The sequence below is a fragment of the Candidatus Methylacidiphilales bacterium genome, from assembly GCA_028713655.1.
GTDB lineage: Bacteria > Verrucomicrobiota > Verrucomicrobiia > Methylacidiphilales > JAAUTS01 > JAQTNW01.
The window spans coordinates 1-15,240 of sequence record JAQTNW010000033.1 but is presented as its reverse complement, the minus strand read 5'-3'; the positions used below and the strand labels follow the sequence as shown (position 1 = coordinate 15,240).

Below are 15,240 nucleotides of genomic sequence, written 5' to 3'. Positions count from 1 at the left end.
CCAATCACGCCGCAAAATCACAGGGTGAGGCCATTTTTCCATCGAATTATTTTGAGCCTTCCTCCAAAATGGCACCCATGTTGACAAGCCAGGAAGAACGCACGTATCCGGTGGGAGCCATCATTTGTCGCGAGCACGAACGGCCCGACGGGCTTTTCATCGTCAAGGAGGGCCTGGTGGAAATATTCCAAACCATCCAGTCGGAAAAAGGCCCGGTGGAAATTATTCTGGGGAAAGTCGGCGCGCGCGGGATCTTCGGCGAGATGGGGATCATCGATCACCAGCCGCGCAGCGCATCCGCCCGGGCGCTCGGGCCGACCCGGCTTGTTTTCATCAGCCGCGCCGCTTTTCAACAACACCTGCAGCAGATGCCGCCCTGGGAGGCCATCCTGATCCGCACAATGGTGCAACGCCTGCGCGAAACGACCCATCGCCTTGCCGATGCTCTGGAGCAAGCCCCATCGGGAAAAGGCAAGGCACACGCGGGCGACATGGTCATCAGCCACGGCTCCGAGCATCCCGGAGCGGAGGAAGGGGACGAATTCCTGCGCGAACTCGACCGCCGTTTCCTGGAAAATTCCTGATCGAAAAAGGGGCGGGCTCTATCAATCGAATAGTGGAGCAACTCCTGTCACAAGATGGATTTTCAATCCATTGACGCTGCGGGCTGGGGCCAGCTAGCCTAGCGGAACACTACTGATGAAGCTGCTCTGCATTTATTCCCCCAGTCATGCCTGTTTGGCGCAAAGGTGGTTTCTGCCTTCTGTCCGCCATGAATATGACGTTGATGTGCGCAACTGCCCGGAGCCGGACGGCGCAAGCCGGGGCACATTTCTGGAAGCGGACTGGCAGGAAGCCGTGCAATTCAAAAGCAAACAAATCCTGGGTGTGATCGAACGGCATCCGGGCGAATGCTTTGTCTATTCAGATGTGGATGTACGCTTCTATGGGCCGACTTTGCCTGCTGTATGGCGGGCGCTGGACGGCTGCGATATTGTTTGCCACTTGGACGATCCCGGCGGAAATTTATGCACCGGCTTCATGGCCATGCGGGCAAACGCCGTTACGCATCTCCTATGGACCCGCGTGCTGGCGGCTCTCCCGAAAATGCGGCGGGACCAAATTGAATTCAACCGCCTGCTGCGTGTCATGACAGAACTTCGCTGGGGATACCTGCCGGAAGGCTTTTTTGGAACGGGCACTTTCAAGGCCAGGCATTGGGAGCCGGGTACACATTTCCATGTTCCGGAGAACCCGCTGGTCTTTCACGCCAATTGGACCGTTGGAGTGGAGCGCAAAATGGCGCTGTTGCAAACAACCGATGAGCTCATTCAAGGCGGGCGAACTGCCATCAGGCGGAACAATCAGTCGCTTTCACAGGAGCCAGCGCTGGGTCCTGAAATCCGGGCCGCCCGGCGCAGGCTGAAACGAGGCTCCCGTCCGTTGAAACGATTTTGGGAAACCCTGCAAAAGCCCGCCATGGTCCGCCTGGATGCTTCGACCGCCTGCCAGTTGAAATGCCCGAGCTGTCCCACGGCCGGCGGTGAAGTCGGCAAAAGTCTTGGCACCGGGCTTTTGCGGGCCGAAGCCTTCCGTGCATTTGTCAAACGGCACCCCTGGGTGTCACAGATTGAGCTGTCGAACTGGGGCGAGATTTTTCTAAATCCCGAGCTGCCTGACATTCTAAAACACGCCTGCCAAAATGGGATCCGCATCTGCATCCAGAACGGGGCCAACTTGAACAAGGCCGCGCCTGAGGCACTCGAGTCCCTGGTTCGCTACAAGGTGCGGCATCTTTCCTGTTCCATCGATGGCGCCTCTCAGGAAACCTACGCCGTATATCGTGTGGGAGGCGATTTTGAGCGCGTGATTGGCCACATTCGCGCCCTCAACGCGCTGAAGCGGAAATACCGTTCGCCTTATCCGGCGTTGCGCTGGCAGTTTGTTGCCTTCGGGCACAATGAACACGAGATCGAACAGGCCCGGGTCATGGCCGGAGAGTTGAACATGGAATTTTTCCTCAAGTTGTCCTGGGAAGACCTGTATGGAAGGCCGTTCTCACCGGTGCGGGACAGGGAGCAAATTCGCAGCCAGGGCGGCCTGGGTGCGTCAGACCGGGCGGAATATGAGGAAAAGCACAAAAAGAATTACATCCAGAAAGCCTGCCATCAAATGTGGAATTCGCCGCAGATCAACTACGACGGGAGGTTGTTAGGCTGCTGCCTGAACCATGGTTCAGATTACGGTAATGTATTCCAAGGGGGATTGGAGCGGGCTTTGGCCGGTGAAAAAATGACGCGCGCCCGCGAAATGCTGCTTGGCCTGCGCAATGCGGAGGATGACATCCCCTGCAGCAACTGTCCCGTTTATCTTTCCCGGCTGGCACGCCACGACTGGGTGTCGGCCCATGAATTGCAGGCGGAAAAGGTGTCCGGAAGACTTGCCCATTGGATTGAAGACCATGTCGGCATCCGGAGACGGCATGGAAACTGATTTTCCTCTTTGTGGGAGACCTTGTATGGATGCAAACCCTTCAGCGCTTCGTGCCTTGCATATGAAAATTCCAAGGCTGTTCAAAAACTCAAAATAAACGGACCGGAGAGCCGGATGGCCTGGCCCAGGCCGTATTTTTTTCGCAACAACTCCAATCGCTCACGCTGGACCAAAGCCAGCGCCCGCGGTGCGTCTCGTGTCTCGAACGCCTTGTCATAAAAGGATTCCATCAATGACACTGTTTCGGAATCGCCCACAGGCCAAAGCGTAAGCAACAAATTCTGAGCCCCGGCCATGACAAACCCCCGCCGCAGGCCTAACACCCCTTCTCCAGCCCGGGCCTCGCCCTGCCCGGTGTCGCAGGCGGACAAAACAACGAGCCAGGTTCCCTGAAGATCGAGCCCGCCGACTTCCCCGGCGCTGACAATGCCGTCGTTCTCGGTTGGCGGAACAATGCCTTTCTGCCAGGCGTCGAAAGTGCGTTGTGCGCCCGCCAGCAGCAACATGCTGCGCTGCATGGGATCAGCCAGTACAATGGACGGCTTGGGATTGCCCGAACGGTCCGGGACCGAAGAAACAACAGGTGAGCCCGGCTCAGGCAAAAACAAGCCATGCGTGGCCATGTGCAGAACAAGCGGGGAATGCAGCGCGGAAAGGTTGGATTCTGTGGCTTGCTTCCCCAGATAACAGACTGTGTCGCATTTCCAGGGAACACTGCGCTGGACCAGAAAGCGGGCCTCGTCCTCGGAACCGGACAGCGGCGACAATTCAATGCCGTCGAACTGTCGCAGGAGATCGCCGCCGGAAGCCACGGCGGGTATTGCGTTGGCGGGTGCTGTGCGGAGTTTGTAATCCGGATTGGCAAAAACCGCGATTTTTTGATCGTTTGCCGGTGGTTGATTTTTTCGCAGCAGATCACGTCCGCTGGAAACATAGGTGAAGAAATATTTTTCCGCCCAGAACCTGCCGTCCTGCATGGGCAATGCGGCAAAGGATACAAAATTCAACGGGCCATCCGGGCTGAGAATAACCTGTTCGGTGCCTGGCGGGAAAACAGACGCCAGTGGCGCCCAGGTTTTTTCGGACAAATCACTCGTGACGCGATCGACTGCGGCATCGCGGACGCGATGGTGCATGTATTTTTGGTAGCTGCGAACCAATGAATCGATTTCCGCGGCGTCGCCGAGCGGCACCCAGCGGTCCGGCATTCCGGGCGCAAGAACGAGCGCGCCATAGGCGGTTTTGGTTTGAAGATTTTTTTGATAGGCTTCGTAGCGCAGCCATTCGATCAGAACGGAGTTTTTTGGAATGGCTTTGCGGATTTGTCCGGGGTCGATCTGCAACGCGCGGCGCGCGGAACTGTTGCCTGAGATTTTTCTCGCAAACCCCGCCTGCAGGACATTTTCCTCCTGTTGCAGTTTCTCAAGTTCACTTCCTCCGCCCGGCGGAGTTGCTCCCGGATCTTCCGGCAGACGCATTTCGGCACGAAGCAGGCGCCTGGAAACCGATTGCAATTGGTCGAAAAGGCGGGCGACGTCGGGGTCTTTGGAAGCACGGGCCGCGATCTGGTCTTCGATCATGGAATCCAGCACAACGCCCTTGGTGCGGAAGGCGACGCGCGCGATGTCGTCGGGATTCCCAAGGCTGGCCGGCAGGTTATAGAGGCTGAGCGTTTTTTGGAAATCGATGCGCTGGTGTTCGGAGGTGAAGGTGAAAAGATTTTGCAGCATGGATTCGCGGGTCTGCATGGCTTTGCGTGCATAGGACAGGCTCAGGTCAGGCTTGTTTTCGTCGAGGTAGAGGCAGGCCAGGTTTTCCACGGTCTTGAGCGTGTCAGGGGCGTTTTCCCCCAACAACTGGATTTGCAAATCCAGCGCCTTCTTATAAAGAGGCTCCGCCTCGGCGAGTTTGCCCTGAAGATGGTAATGCCGGGCGAGATAACCATAGCTGCCGGCTGTCTCGGGATGTTTTTCACCGAGCACTTTGATTCGTAGCGCCAAAGCCTTGAGATGCAGCGGTTCGGCCTGGTCGTACTCCTTTTCGCGGTCGTAGAGCCAGGCCAGATGGAAAAGGCTGCGGGCCGTGTCCGGATGTTCGGAACCGAAGACTTTCTCGCGTCCGCGCACAGCCCGGAGCAGGAGCTGTTCGGCTTTTGGATAATCGCCGAGATCGGCATAGAGCAGGGCGAGTTGATGGACTGTGGTGAGAGTGAAGGGATGCTCGGGCCCGAGTTTGGCTTCGCGAATGGCCAGGACCTTCAAATATAGCGGACGGGCGCGGCTGTAATCGCCCATGCTGCGGTAGAGCAGGGCGAGATTATTCATGCTGGTCGCGGTGCTGAGGGCGAGCGGCCCGAAATCCTTTTCCCGGATGCGCAGGGCTTCGTTGAAATATTGTTCGGCCCGGCCATAATCGCCGAGGCTCCAATACAGGGTCGCCAGATTATTGGTGGTGGTGCCGGTGGAGGGGTGGTCCGGGCCCAGCAGTTCGCGCCGGATTTGCAGCGCTTCGAGATAGTATTGTTCCGATTGCTTGAACTCGCCGAGATTTTCCGAAAGGACGCCCAGGCTGTTCAGGGAATCGGCGACCGCCTCATGCCGGCGCCCCAATTTTGCCTCGCGGATTTCCAGCGAGCGTTGCAGGAGTTTCCGGGCGCGGGGGTAATCGGCCATGTTTTGGTAATACCAGCCAAGATCCGAAACGGCGTCGGCGGTCTTGGGATCGTCCGGCCCGAAATTCTTTTCCTGAATTTCAAGCATGCGCTGGAGAAGAGCTTCTGCTTTCGGATACAGATGCCGTCGAAGGTAAAGCTGGCTGAGTTCTTTCAGGACGGGGACAAGCTCGCTGGATTGCGGGCCGACACGATTTTCCGCCTCCGAGGCGATGTTTTCGGCCAGGGCCTGCGCCTGATCGGCCTGGCCGGATTTTTCGAGTTGACTGACTTCTTGATAGCGCGTTTGCCAGTCTATTGAAGTTGGCGCCGCCGGATGGACGGAAAGAAGCGCCAGAAATAGAAATAAAGCCGGTTTCACAGAAGGCCACTCATTGTGCGATATCATTATGCTTGGCATTTTATACTACCGCAAGCGCGCCTTCATTTTCCAGTGTGGCTTGGGCGGCTCGCCCAAGGAATCTTTTCAAATTTAAACATCAAGCCTTGCGCGAGACGCGAAGGAAGAAAAAATCATTTTAGCGGTTTAACACCGGCAACAAAGAACTGGAAACTAAGAACAATTTCCAGGCCCCCCTTTGGCTCTTGATAGACCTGCCAGTTTGACTCAGCATCGTGCGGGATGGCGCCGGAAATGGAATTGTTGCAGGCATTGCGGAAAGGCAGCGAGGCCGCCTGGGAAGAGGCGTTTCAGCTCTTGTATCCCTGTGTTTTTGCAGCGGCCCGGCATCCGCTCGCAGGACTCACACCCTCGGAAGCTGAGGATGTGGCCATCGAGACGCTGACCGAACTGATCACGAAAGTGCAAACGGCGTCGGATTGGGAAGGGCTGCGTTGTCTCGCTGTGACAATGTCGGCACGCCGGGCGATTTCCGAAAAGCGCAAAGCCACCGCCCAAAAGCGCGGCGGCGGGCAGGTCGGCAGCATTGAGCAATTGCAGGAGGAAAGCGAAGGCGCGTTCGAACCGGCGGAACGGCTGGCGGAAAACCTGCAACCCCGCGATTTGAAGGAGCTCTCGGTCTTGTTGCGGGAAGCAATGGAACCCCTCGAACCGCTGACCCGGTGGCTGATTTATGATTACTTGGTGGAAGGCATTCCGTACAAGGAACTGGCCGAAAAGCACGAGATCCCCATTGGCAGTGTGGGCGTCCATCTGTCCCGCGGTCTCAGAAAAATCAGGCAGGGGATCGAACAAAAACCGCGATTGTTGAAAGAAATCCGCAACTTTTTGCGATAATTTAGTATGGACCCGGAATTTGAATCCCTGGTGTTGAAGGTATTGGAAGGAACAGCCAATGCCGAAGAAACGGCGCTGTTGCAGCGGGTGATTGCCGAAGACCCCGGGAAAATGGAGCAATGGCTGGAGTTGAAGGAAGCCCTACGGATTGCGCGTGCGATCGTGCCTTCGCTGCAGGCTTTGGAAGCCCAGACGGACAAACTGCCCGCTTATCGTCTGCCGGAATTAAGGGCGGCCGTGCGAAGGGTGTTTCCGCAAAAATTCGCCGAGGAGCGGGCTCCGTTTTTTTCATGGCGTACCATTTTTCGACCTGCGCCGGCATTCATGTTGTCGGGAGCCTGCGCTGCTATTTTAGGGATGCTGCTGTGGCAGTCAATTTGGGTGGGATCGGGCCCGGTCGAGTTCGGCTCCTATGCGGGGTACGCCGTGCGCGGGGAACAGGATGCTTTGCCTTCCGGATTGCAGCGGCAGGTGACGGTCAGGACCTTTGAAAAGGAGGACGAATTTTCCGATTGGCAAAAGAGCGGATGGAACAATCATCCCAAGGCCCGGATATGGTTTGACGACGAAAAGGGCGTGGTGCATGTGCTGCGTCCGGGAGGCCCGCTTTCGCGGTCAGTGGAAGTGGTCTATCCGCTTCCTGAAGATCCGAGACAGCGGGAGGAACTGCTCCGCAAAATCATAAGCGGCTTGCAGTCCGGCGGAACGCTGTCGTTTTAATTTCTTAATACGTCTTTCACAGCCCGAAGATTCGCGCCGCTGATCCCGCGAAACTCCGGGCTGACACGGGCGTCATCCGCCATGGCTGCCCAGAAGTCGCACGCCCATTGTCCTGCCCGTTGCCATTCCTCCCGGTATTGAGGAGGAGCAGGAACGGGCCGGAATTCCGGGTTGACGATTTCGCCGCCTTCACGCGGGGAATAGGCCATTGGCAGCATGTCGTAGCATGGCGCGGTTCTGAATCCCGCATTGTCCCAGAACAGGCTGGCATTGCCGTAGTGCATGTCGCTGTTGGCAATCAATTGCCCGTACCAATAATAGGCCCTGAGCGTTGCAGCCTCGTTTTCACCTAACTTACCAAACTGTTCCAATCGTTCCGCGCAATTGTACCAGGGTGTTTGCTCCTCGCCAAAATAGGCTGCATCCACCGCGGCCAATGAGACCATGCCCCTGCGTCCATGCGCGCCCAAACGGTCGAATCGGGTCGATTCAAAATAAGTCCGGTTTTCTCCCTGCAGGAGACGGGCCTCCGCTGCGGGCATTCCGTTTTGCGCCAGGATGGACAGGGCGGTCTGCTCGGAGCACAGGAGATCGGCCCATCGCACACCCGCGGGGCTGTTCCTGGGCGGGGAGAATTTTACGATCACGCGCCGCATGGCGCCATTGTCATCCTCTATGCAGGCGCAAAACTTGGGTTGTTCGCCCGCAGCGGTGGAACCGCAAGGTTCTCCGGCAATCGTCCTGTTTGCGAGCGGATCGTAATGCTGCAGTTTCTGGCTGGCTGGAATTGGGGTGATGCCGGACGCGCGTTCCGACATGAACAGATTAAGAGATTTGTCCCCGACAATAATGTTTCCGGAATTGTCATGGCCGTTGACTAGCAGCCCGCTCAGAATATCATCCGCCATCCATAGCCGGGGATCCTGCGGGGCCGACAATTCGAGGTGATGGGTTCGCGCAAACGCGCGGCCAAGAAAGCCTTGCGGGCGCAGGTCCTGCAAAAACCAGGGAAGGTCCCGGAACAATCCCGACGCGAATTCTCCGGCAAGCAGCGGGTGAAGCGGCTCATTGGCGCTAATGTGAAAATAACGTTCGTGCATGGACGTGAGGGCGCCTCCGTGATGCGGTTCTCCTTCCGAATCCACCACATACAAAGGCCATTGCCGCCCGTGGGAACGAACACCCCGATAAAGGCCATAGCGGGTGCTGGGGCCGGCTCCGGTCCTAAAAACGGCAGACCCAAAGGAATGAATGGTACGCGAGACGGTGGGCTGGCTGATCCGGCAAGCCTGGGTCAGTTCAGACGAAGCGGCCAGGCCGCGTTGCCGCAGCTCCTGGGACAGAATTTGCTCGTTTGCTCTCACAGCATAATGAATAGATAATGAATATAGCAAGTCAATACATAATTATTTGTAAGATATTCATAAAAAAGATCTTATGCTTAATAAATTAGAATTTGAATTATTTTGTGAATAGATTGTAGTCTCCCTTTCTGCTGAGTTTTGCGCAAAGGATAAACGAGGCATTCTTCCGTTGCCGGAGCTTTGCAAAAGCCTGCATATGCCCAGCTCGTGTCTTTCCGCTGTTACGTCCCGGCGCTAACAGGTTGACCATTGAAATGAGTATGAAATATGCAGGCTAGATCAATCTGTTCCGTCCTTCTGTCGGCAGTAATTGTAACATTTCTGGATTCGACATGTTTCCAGCGTTTTGGTTGGATGGACACAGAATAGCCACAACCCCAACCTCTCTAAGATACGTTAGGTCACTGAATTCTTGTTATGAAAGCGAGACCGAAAACGGAATCTATTGAACGCCGCCTTGCTCAGCTCGAAGTTCCGGAAGCACGCTTTCGACCCGACATGGAGCATTATGACCGTTCACTGCAATTCTCAGGCGAACTGCTCAAGCTTGCCTTGGCGGGCATTGCGGTAGTCGGATTTCTTCTGGTCAATTTTCCCAAGGATCGTTTGGCGCGGATATTCGACGACACTCTCCTCAAGGCCTTGTTTTCAGCTTCCGTTATCTCATTTGCGCTTTCTGCTGGGTTTGCCCTTTTGCATCGGTTCTACGCCTCAAGCGCAAATTTTCATCATCTCCAGGTTATCAAGCTCCTCCTGCTAAAAGATTCCTCGCTTGGTGGCGAAGTGGACACAAACCTGTGCATGCGGGAAGCCAAATTCCAACAATGCCACGCTTTCTTGAGAATTACTTCGGGCCTACTTGTTTTTGGGGCTTCTCTTCTTGCCGGAGCATTTATCCGATTGATGTTTTCAGGAGTTTAAAAACCGACGAACCAAACCATGAATTCCCAAGATACACCCTATTTTTCCCCTGAGGAATTGCTTCAAGCACCCATTGCCAGGGCAGCGTATTCCGACCGTACAGCATGGCTGATGGGAAAATTGGCCCTGCTTGCCTACAATCCATTTGAAATCTCGGATGATAATCTAAATGAGCTTAAGTCCTGCCTGGGAAGCGGAGGTTTTCAACTTGTACGGACATTCAATACTACCAAAACAGGCACGCAGGCCTATCTCTGCCACAATAATCTCTTCGGTGTCCTCGTGTTCAGAGGCACGGAGATTTGCGGCGTAGATTTACGCACGGATTTGGACCTTTGGCCAATTTTAAGCAAAGGCTCGGAAATCCACAGTGGCTTCAACGAAGCGTGGGAATCCACCAGGGAAGAATGCCGGAAGGCTACCAATGAGTTAAACATGCCGTTTTACGTTACTGGGCACTCGCTCGGCGCTGCGCTTGCCACTTTGGCGGCGCGTGATCTTGAGGGAGACAATTTGGCAGCATGCTACACGTTTGGCAGCCCCCGGGTGGGCGACTATCGGCTTGACTGGGAAATTAAGACGCCAGTTTACAGGGTCGTAAACAAGGTCGATGGAGTTACTCTGGTGCCATTTCCTTTCTTATTCTTCCATTTTCACCATGTGGGAGATGTCCGTTACTTTGACAGTCATGGGCGGCTAAATCGTAGCATCCACCGCTTTTTCTATCTTTGTTCTAGCGTTATATGGGCGTTGATAACAAAATGGAAATTCGCCTTGGCAGTGGATCATTCAATGGATGGATACGTGGCCGTACTTGAAAATTACGCCGAGGCCAGAAACCCAAAACTCCATATCGCGTCGAAAATCACGCCTGGTCAGGCTTAATTACATTTGACTAATTTCTACGGTGAGGCGCAACAAGCTTGTCAGATAAATTGCGATGGGAATACTCCTGGAGGACGATGACCCGTTAGTATTGCAAACCTTGGACGGCGCTTCCCATAACTAATCCCCAAATATCAGCGGCGGACATCCTCCTTAAGCTGACTCTCAAAAATAACGTTTAAGCTGTTTGAAATCAGATACTTAAGTCAATATTGACAGACTTTATTTTCTGGGGCGAAAATGGTCTTGTTGATTATGAAGGACTTACGCAGCAATTTTGGAACGACTTTATTGTTCAAGTCAAAACTGAGCTGGAACTATTTGACCGGAGTATTTTTTACTATATAATAAGTAAAAATGAGGGTCTGCGTCGCCATTTTTGTTTTGTTCGGACTGGTTCTTCCTGCTTCCGCGCAGTTGAGCCCAGCCCAGCATACCTTGCTCGTGGATAAGGTCCGCGAACTGACGCATCAACACATCGCTTACAGCGAGAACTGGGTCCCTCCCCAAAGCCAGGAGGCTTGGATGATGGATTGCTCCAATACAGCCCGTTACATTTATTGGAGCGTCTTCGGCATCAAGCTTCCACGCGTGGCTTCTGACCAATATTACGACCTCAAACTGGCCGGGAAAATCACCTACGCGCCGCGCTTCGCTGATGGTAAGGTGGACCGCGACGCCCTGCTCGCCCAGCTCCGCTCCGGTGACCTGCTTTTTTGGGAGTGGACTTATGACATCGACCGCCGCCCGCCGATCACGCATGTCATGATCTATCTCGGCCGGACCGCCGATGGAACGCCCAAAATGGTGGGTTCCGCCACGCGCGCGCGCGGCGAGCTGACGCGATCCGGCGGGGTGGACATTTATGAATTTGACCCGAACGCGAACATGGGCGGGGTGAAAAATTTCTGGGGCGACACCGTACGCCGGGCGCAATTTGTCGGATTCGGGCGGGTCTTCAAACAAGAGTCGTCGGCAAACACGATTCCTCAACTCGCCATGAATCCCCCGCGGGCGATCCCGGTGAATTCCACGGAAATCCGTTAATAACCAAAGCTAACAATGATTTCGCGTTGGTTTATTTTCCCTATTTTTGGCAAGTTAGTTTCATGACCATACGCCCGGCCGAGGAGACGGATGCCGAAGCGGTCCTGGCCCTGATGAGAACCATCGAGCAGGAGCGTGACGAAAGCCAGTTTTTGCCCGGGGAAACCCTTGCGACCGCCGAAGATCAGGCGGAACAAATTCGCTGGATGCAACAGGCCCCCAACCGAAGTTTCCTGCTGGCGTTTTCGGGCGATGATCTGGCGGGTTATGCCATGGCTCTGGGGGGTGAATTTCACATCGATACCGCCACGGCGATTGTCGTTATGGAAATCCTGAAGGATTTTCGGCGGAAGGGGTTTGGGCGGGCATTGATGGGACAGTTGGAATTCTGGGCCCGCGAGGTGCCGCTGCACCGGCTGGAACTAACCGTGCTTTCCACAAACCAGGAAGCCATCGCGTTTTATGAAAATCTCGGGTACGAACGGGAGGGCGTCAAACGGCAGTCGCGCATCCTGGGCAATGCGTATGTGGATGAATGGATCATGGGCAAGCTTTTGACATGAACGATTTTTCCTGCTGAGAAGCCAGAATTAAGAATTCAGAAAATTGAACAGAACCGCGGATGAACGCGGATAAACACGGATGGGGAATCGCTGGCTTAAAACTTACAAATCCGGCAAAGGACGGATTCGCCGAGCGCGAACTTGGAACTTGCGTGTCTGCCATAGCCTTCCCGACCTCTGCTTTCTCTGACTTTTCTTTGGCGTCACTTGATCTTGCCAGCCCGTTTTTAAATCGCTTTACTTTTGGAATGCAGACACTCTCAGACCTGACAAAACAATTGGCGGCAGGCGGGGAGGAAATTTCAGAAAAGATCTGGATCCAAATCGAACATGCCCGGCTGGGCCGTACGCAAAACGACAAACCGTTTTACGATCTCGAAGTGGTGGACGGCCAGGGCAAGGCGCGCTTCAAGATTTGGTCGGAGACCGAAGCCTTTGCCGTATGCCGCGACCTCAAGGAAGGCGATTCCTGTGAGTTGAGCGGGCGCTTTTTTGTCAATGCCTACGGCTTGAATGTGAATCGCCCGGCCCTGCGCCATTTGACCGATGCCGAGATGGAGCTCTTTCTTGCCGGCTCGCCCGAGGTGTTGAAGCAGAACCAGGAAAACTGGAACTATCTGCTCGGAATTGTTTCCGGCTTGAAGGATTCAAGACTGAAAGAGGTCGCCTCGCTCGCCCTTGAATCCAACGAAAAGAAATGGCGCCGCGCTGCCGCGGCCCGGAATTATCATCACGCCCGGCGCGGCGGCCTGTTGGAGCATACCAGCCAGATGCTGCGTTGCGCGGTGGCGCTGGCGCCGCTGTATCCCGAGGTGACGCCCGACCTGCTCTACTGCGGCGTGCTGTTTCATGATGTTGGGAAATTGTGGGAAAACGATTACCCGGAAAAAGGCTTTGTTTCAAAACCCAACCGGACCGGCGAGCTCATCGGGCACATCTCCATCGGCATCGAAGTCGTCAACAAATATTGGAACCAGGCGAAGGAACAGCATCCGGAATTGTTTGGCGAAGCGGTCAGCCCGCCTTCCGACGTGCTGCGCGATCATCTCCTGCACTTGATCGCCTCGCACCACGGTTCGCGCGAGTTTGGTTCGCCCGTCACGCCGCGTACACCCGAGGGCTGGTTGTTGCATCATATCGACAACCTGGACGCCAAGATCGAGATGCTGCGCTGCGCCTATGCCGGGAAGGAACAGGTCGTGCCGGGCCTGTTCGAAATCCGCCGCCCGCTGGAGGGCTTGTCGGCGCTGCCGCTGAGCCAATATACTTCCGAGGCGGGTGATGGGGATGGAGCTTGAGTTTGGCCTAGATATTTTACAAACGTTCTAAATAAAAACAGGATGATCGAAATGCGTATAAAGCATGAGATGGCAATGCCAATAATTTTCAGAATTCTCATTATCTTACTCACAAATGCTCTTCTGAAGTAAAAAATCCAATCAACACTGCTAAAAGCTGTGTATCTAGTCTCAATCAAACAATCGCAACTACAATCACAATCAAAATCAGTACGCCAATCCCAAATATGGCGCTGTATACAAACAGCTCTCTAAATTTCCTCCTTCTCTCAACGCTGCCCACGAAGGACAAGCCAAGTGATACTAACAGCCAAAACCCCCAAACGACGCAGAGCACAGGTAGAAATCTTAATATAGTAATCATGCTTTTGTTTCTTTCCTTAATTTCCCTCAAATAATTGATTGTTTCTAATAATATTCCAAAATCTCGTTTTTATATCTATGCGAGAATCATAAAGTGTTATTTTATTCATACCATTCTGTTGAGGCACTCAACGTTAGAGAGCCATTATCCGTACTGTTCGAATAGTAAAGGGGCGTCCCAGGTATTGCAATGGCTGTCACTAAGGTAGAGTCAACCATAACTTGAATATACTTTTGATGGGTTTCAGATCAATTTTGAGTTATATTGCATAAATTGACCACGTTATGCCTGTCTTGATCAAAAACTGACGTGCTTACCAGGCAAAATCATCTATTCTTTAGAAAGACATCCTCATACTTGATGATCTTACCATCTACAATTGGAAATGTAATGCCTTTGGCACTAGCAATTTCATCCGCACTCATTCTGCAAAACCATTCCGGGGTCACATACCATTGATTATCAGAGATCGAATAATCCCACTTATCCATGTACACTTGATTATATAACACGAAACCCTGCATTGATTTGACTTGCGTTTTGCTGAATCTGCTCGGCTTTTGAATCGAAAACATGATTTTAAGATAAATCGATTTATTATCTATTTTTGAACCTTGCGACATTCGATCTTGATCACAAGATACCAGATGCCATCCAGATATCATCCCATCCACCATTTTAATCTTCAAAAGCCAGTCCACTAGCGCTTCCTTCATTATTGACATTTTATGGATGTCGGGATTCATGAATTTTAGAGCTTTTTCATAATTATTTTTTGCCAAAGTATTATAATAATCATGCGCTCTGGCATTCAAACCACGTTCACTTGGAATACTTGATTCTGGCAACAAATTTAGCGCTGCCACCTCACCTGTATTTGGATGGCTTGACTCCTGGCCGCAAGCCATTATTAAAGCAATAAATGAGGCAAAAAGAAATGGCGCTATTACATAATTAGGTATTGATTTCATTTTATTCCTCGGCTTCACGCTTCCATTGTACTTGTGTAACGATCAGTGCTCCACGGTATGAATCCTCACCTATCGAATACTCGCCAATATACCGTACAGGACTAATTTCTCTAGAAACCTCTGTAATTGTTTCAGGAATCCAATGCCACTCAGGGCCGGGCAATTTCGCCTCGGTGGCATAACATCCCTCGACAAGCTTGGTGGCAGCGCCACTATCTTGCATCCAAAACCATCCAGGTGACACATTTACTGATGCGCTAACGCCCCAGGGGAAATTTACACTAACTGAATATGATGTATTGCCAAAGAATTGAAAATGTTCCTTTTCAGTCCAGTTTGTATTCAAAACGGCAGTGCCATAAATCCATCTTGTCTCCAGTCCATATAAATCCATTGAGTTGGTAGGTATTGGCGCATACCCATAATTATTCGCTCCATCGGGGAAGCCGGAGGGATCGGCGGTGGTCCAGCGCTGCAGCTCGGGGTTGTAATTCCGGAACTGGAAACTATACGCGCCCAGCTCGACCACATAGGGTTTGCCGGTGAAGAAAAAGCTATCAGCTTTCAGCTCCCGGCTGTCAGCGGCCTGTGAGAGGTTCATGACGCCCAATGTAAGCGCCGCGCACGCGGCGAGCAATCCTATTTTTGTTTTCATCCGACAAACTCCAGTTTTGTTGTTTCATTCCAAGCCCACAGCCCATCGACC

General features: G+C 53.3%; 13 protein-coding genes. 9 read left to right on the top strand and 4 right to left on the bottom strand.

Features of this window, described 5'->3' with window-relative positions:
* Positions 1-77 precede the first annotated feature (77 nt).
* Together PHD76_10950 and PHD76_10945 are read left to right on the top strand one after the other, a co-directional pair.
* Positions 78-584 (top strand): cyclic nucleotide-binding domain-containing protein, encoded by a 507-nt coding sequence (locus PHD76_10950; GenBank protein MDD5262351.1) that lies wholly within the window; start codon positions 78-80, stop codon positions 582-584.
* A 115-nt stretch (positions 585-699) separates the two neighbouring features.
* Positions 700-2,493 (top strand): putative nucleotide-diphospho-sugar transferase, encoded by a 1,794-nt coding sequence (locus PHD76_10945; protein ID MDD5262350.1) that lies wholly within the window; start codon positions 700-702, stop codon positions 2,491-2,493.
* An 80-nt stretch (positions 2,494-2,573) separates the two neighbouring features.
* Here PHD76_10945 and PHD76_10940 read toward each other — a convergent pair whose 3' ends face one another.
* Positions 2,574-5,525 carry a CHAT domain-containing protein gene (locus PHD76_10940; protein ID MDD5262349.1) on the bottom strand — a complete coding sequence of 984 codons (2,952 nt, stop codon included), beginning with the start codon at positions 5,523-5,525 and terminating at the stop codon, positions 2,574-2,576.
* A gap of 261 nt (positions 5,526-5,786) precedes the next feature.
* Here PHD76_10940 and PHD76_10935 point away from each other — a divergent pair, with 261 nt between their 5' ends.
* Positions 5,787-6,401 carry an RNA polymerase sigma factor gene (locus PHD76_10935; protein MDD5262348.1) on the top strand — a complete coding sequence of 205 codons (615 nt, stop codon included), beginning with the start codon at positions 5,787-5,789 and terminating at the stop codon, positions 6,399-6,401.
* Between the two features lie 6 nt (positions 6,402-6,407).
* Positions 6,408-7,121 (top strand): hypothetical protein, encoded by a 714-nt coding sequence (locus PHD76_10930; GenBank protein MDD5262347.1) that lies wholly within the window; start codon positions 6,408-6,410, stop codon positions 7,119-7,121.
* Here PHD76_10930 and yjjJ read toward each other — a convergent pair.
* A complete protein-coding gene (gene yjjJ, locus PHD76_10925) occupies positions 7,118-8,485 on the bottom strand; it encodes a type II toxin-antitoxin system HipA family toxin YjjJ (GenBank protein ID MDD5262346.1) in 1,368 nt (455 codons plus the stop codon). The genes PHD76_10930 and yjjJ overlap by 4 nt on opposite strands.
* Positions 8,486-8,902: 417 nt before the next feature.
* Here yjjJ and PHD76_10920 point away from each other — a divergent pair, with 417 nt between their 5' ends.
* The 5 genes from PHD76_10920 (at position 8,903) to PHD76_10900 (ending at position 13,199) form a co-directional block, all read left to right on the top strand.
* Positions 8,903-9,406: a hypothetical protein gene (locus tag PHD76_10920; GenBank protein MDD5262345.1), complete on the top strand. Its 504-nt coding sequence runs from the start codon at positions 8,903-8,905 to the stop codon at positions 9,404-9,406.
* Positions 9,407-9,424: 18 nt separating this feature from the next.
* The gene (locus PHD76_10915; protein MDD5262344.1) at positions 9,425-10,291 is read left to right on the top strand and encodes a hypothetical protein; all 867 of its coding nucleotides are present in this window, start codon (positions 9,425-9,427) and stop codon (positions 10,289-10,291) included.
* Positions 10,292-10,648: 357 nt separating this feature from the next.
* A complete protein-coding gene (locus PHD76_10910) occupies positions 10,649-11,338 on the top strand; it encodes an NlpC/P60 family protein (protein MDD5262343.1) in 690 nt (229 codons plus the stop codon).
* A 62-nt stretch (positions 11,339-11,400) separates the two neighbouring features.
* On the top strand, positions 11,401-11,901 hold the full coding sequence (locus PHD76_10905; protein MDD5262342.1) for a GNAT family N-acetyltransferase: 501 nt from the start codon (positions 11,401-11,403) through the stop codon (positions 11,899-11,901).
* A 248-nt stretch (positions 11,902-12,149) separates the two neighbouring features.
* Positions 12,150-13,199 carry an HD domain-containing protein gene (locus tag PHD76_10900; GenBank protein MDD5262341.1) on the top strand — a complete coding sequence of 350 codons (1,050 nt, stop codon included), beginning with the start codon at positions 12,150-12,152 and terminating at the stop codon, positions 13,197-13,199.
* Between the two features lie 690 nt (positions 13,200-13,889).
* Here PHD76_10900 and PHD76_10895 read toward each other — a convergent pair.
* Both PHD76_10895 and PHD76_10890 read right to left on the bottom strand, forming a co-directional pair.
* The gene (locus PHD76_10895; GenBank protein ID MDD5262340.1) at positions 13,890-14,534 is read right to left on the bottom strand and encodes a hypothetical protein; all 645 of its coding nucleotides are present in this window, start codon (positions 14,532-14,534) and stop codon (positions 13,890-13,892) included.
* A gap of 1 nt (position 14,535) precedes the next feature.
* Positions 14,536-15,189, bottom strand: coding sequence for a hypothetical protein (locus PHD76_10890; protein MDD5262339.1), 654 nt, complete (start codon positions 15,187-15,189; stop codon positions 14,536-14,538).
* Positions 15,190-15,240: the final 51 nt, after the last annotated feature.

Bases quoted from the DNA above. Each gene is read 5' to 3' on its own strand.
- PHD76_10910 (MDD5262343.1), top strand. From the start codon at position 10,649: ATGAGGGTCTGCGTCGCCATTTTTGTTTTGTTCGGACTGGTTCTTCCT.
- PHD76_10895 (MDD5262340.1), bottom strand. From the start codon at position 14,534: ATGAAATCAATACCTAATTATGTAATAGCGCCATTTCTTTTTGCCTCA.
- PHD76_10935 (MDD5262348.1), top strand. From the start codon at position 5,787: ATGGCGCCGGAAATGGAATTGTTGCAGGCATTGCGGAAAGGCAGCGAG.
- PHD76_10905 (MDD5262342.1), top strand. From the start codon at position 11,401: ATGACCATACGCCCGGCCGAGGAGACGGATGCCGAAGCGGTCCTGGCC.
- PHD76_10930 (MDD5262347.1), top strand. From the start codon at position 6,408: ATGGACCCGGAATTTGAATCCCTGGTGTTGAAGGTATTGGAAGGAACA.
- PHD76_10920 (MDD5262345.1), top strand. From the start codon at position 8,903: ATGAAAGCGAGACCGAAAACGGAATCTATTGAACGCCGCCTTGCTCAG.
- PHD76_10890 (MDD5262339.1), bottom strand. From the start codon at position 15,189: ATGAAAACAAAAATAGGATTGCTCGCCGCGTGCGCGGCGCTTACATTG.
- PHD76_10915 (MDD5262344.1), top strand. From the start codon at position 9,425: ATGAATTCCCAAGATACACCCTATTTTTCCCCTGAGGAATTGCTTCAA.
- PHD76_10945 (MDD5262350.1), top strand. From the start codon at position 700: ATGAAGCTGCTCTGCATTTATTCCCCCAGTCATGCCTGTTTGGCGCAA.
- PHD76_10950 (MDD5262351.1), top strand. From the start codon at position 78: ATGTTGACAAGCCAGGAAGAACGCACGTATCCGGTGGGAGCCATCATT.
- PHD76_10900 (MDD5262341.1), top strand. From the start codon at position 12,150: ATGCAGACACTCTCAGACCTGACAAAACAATTGGCGGCAGGCGGGGAG.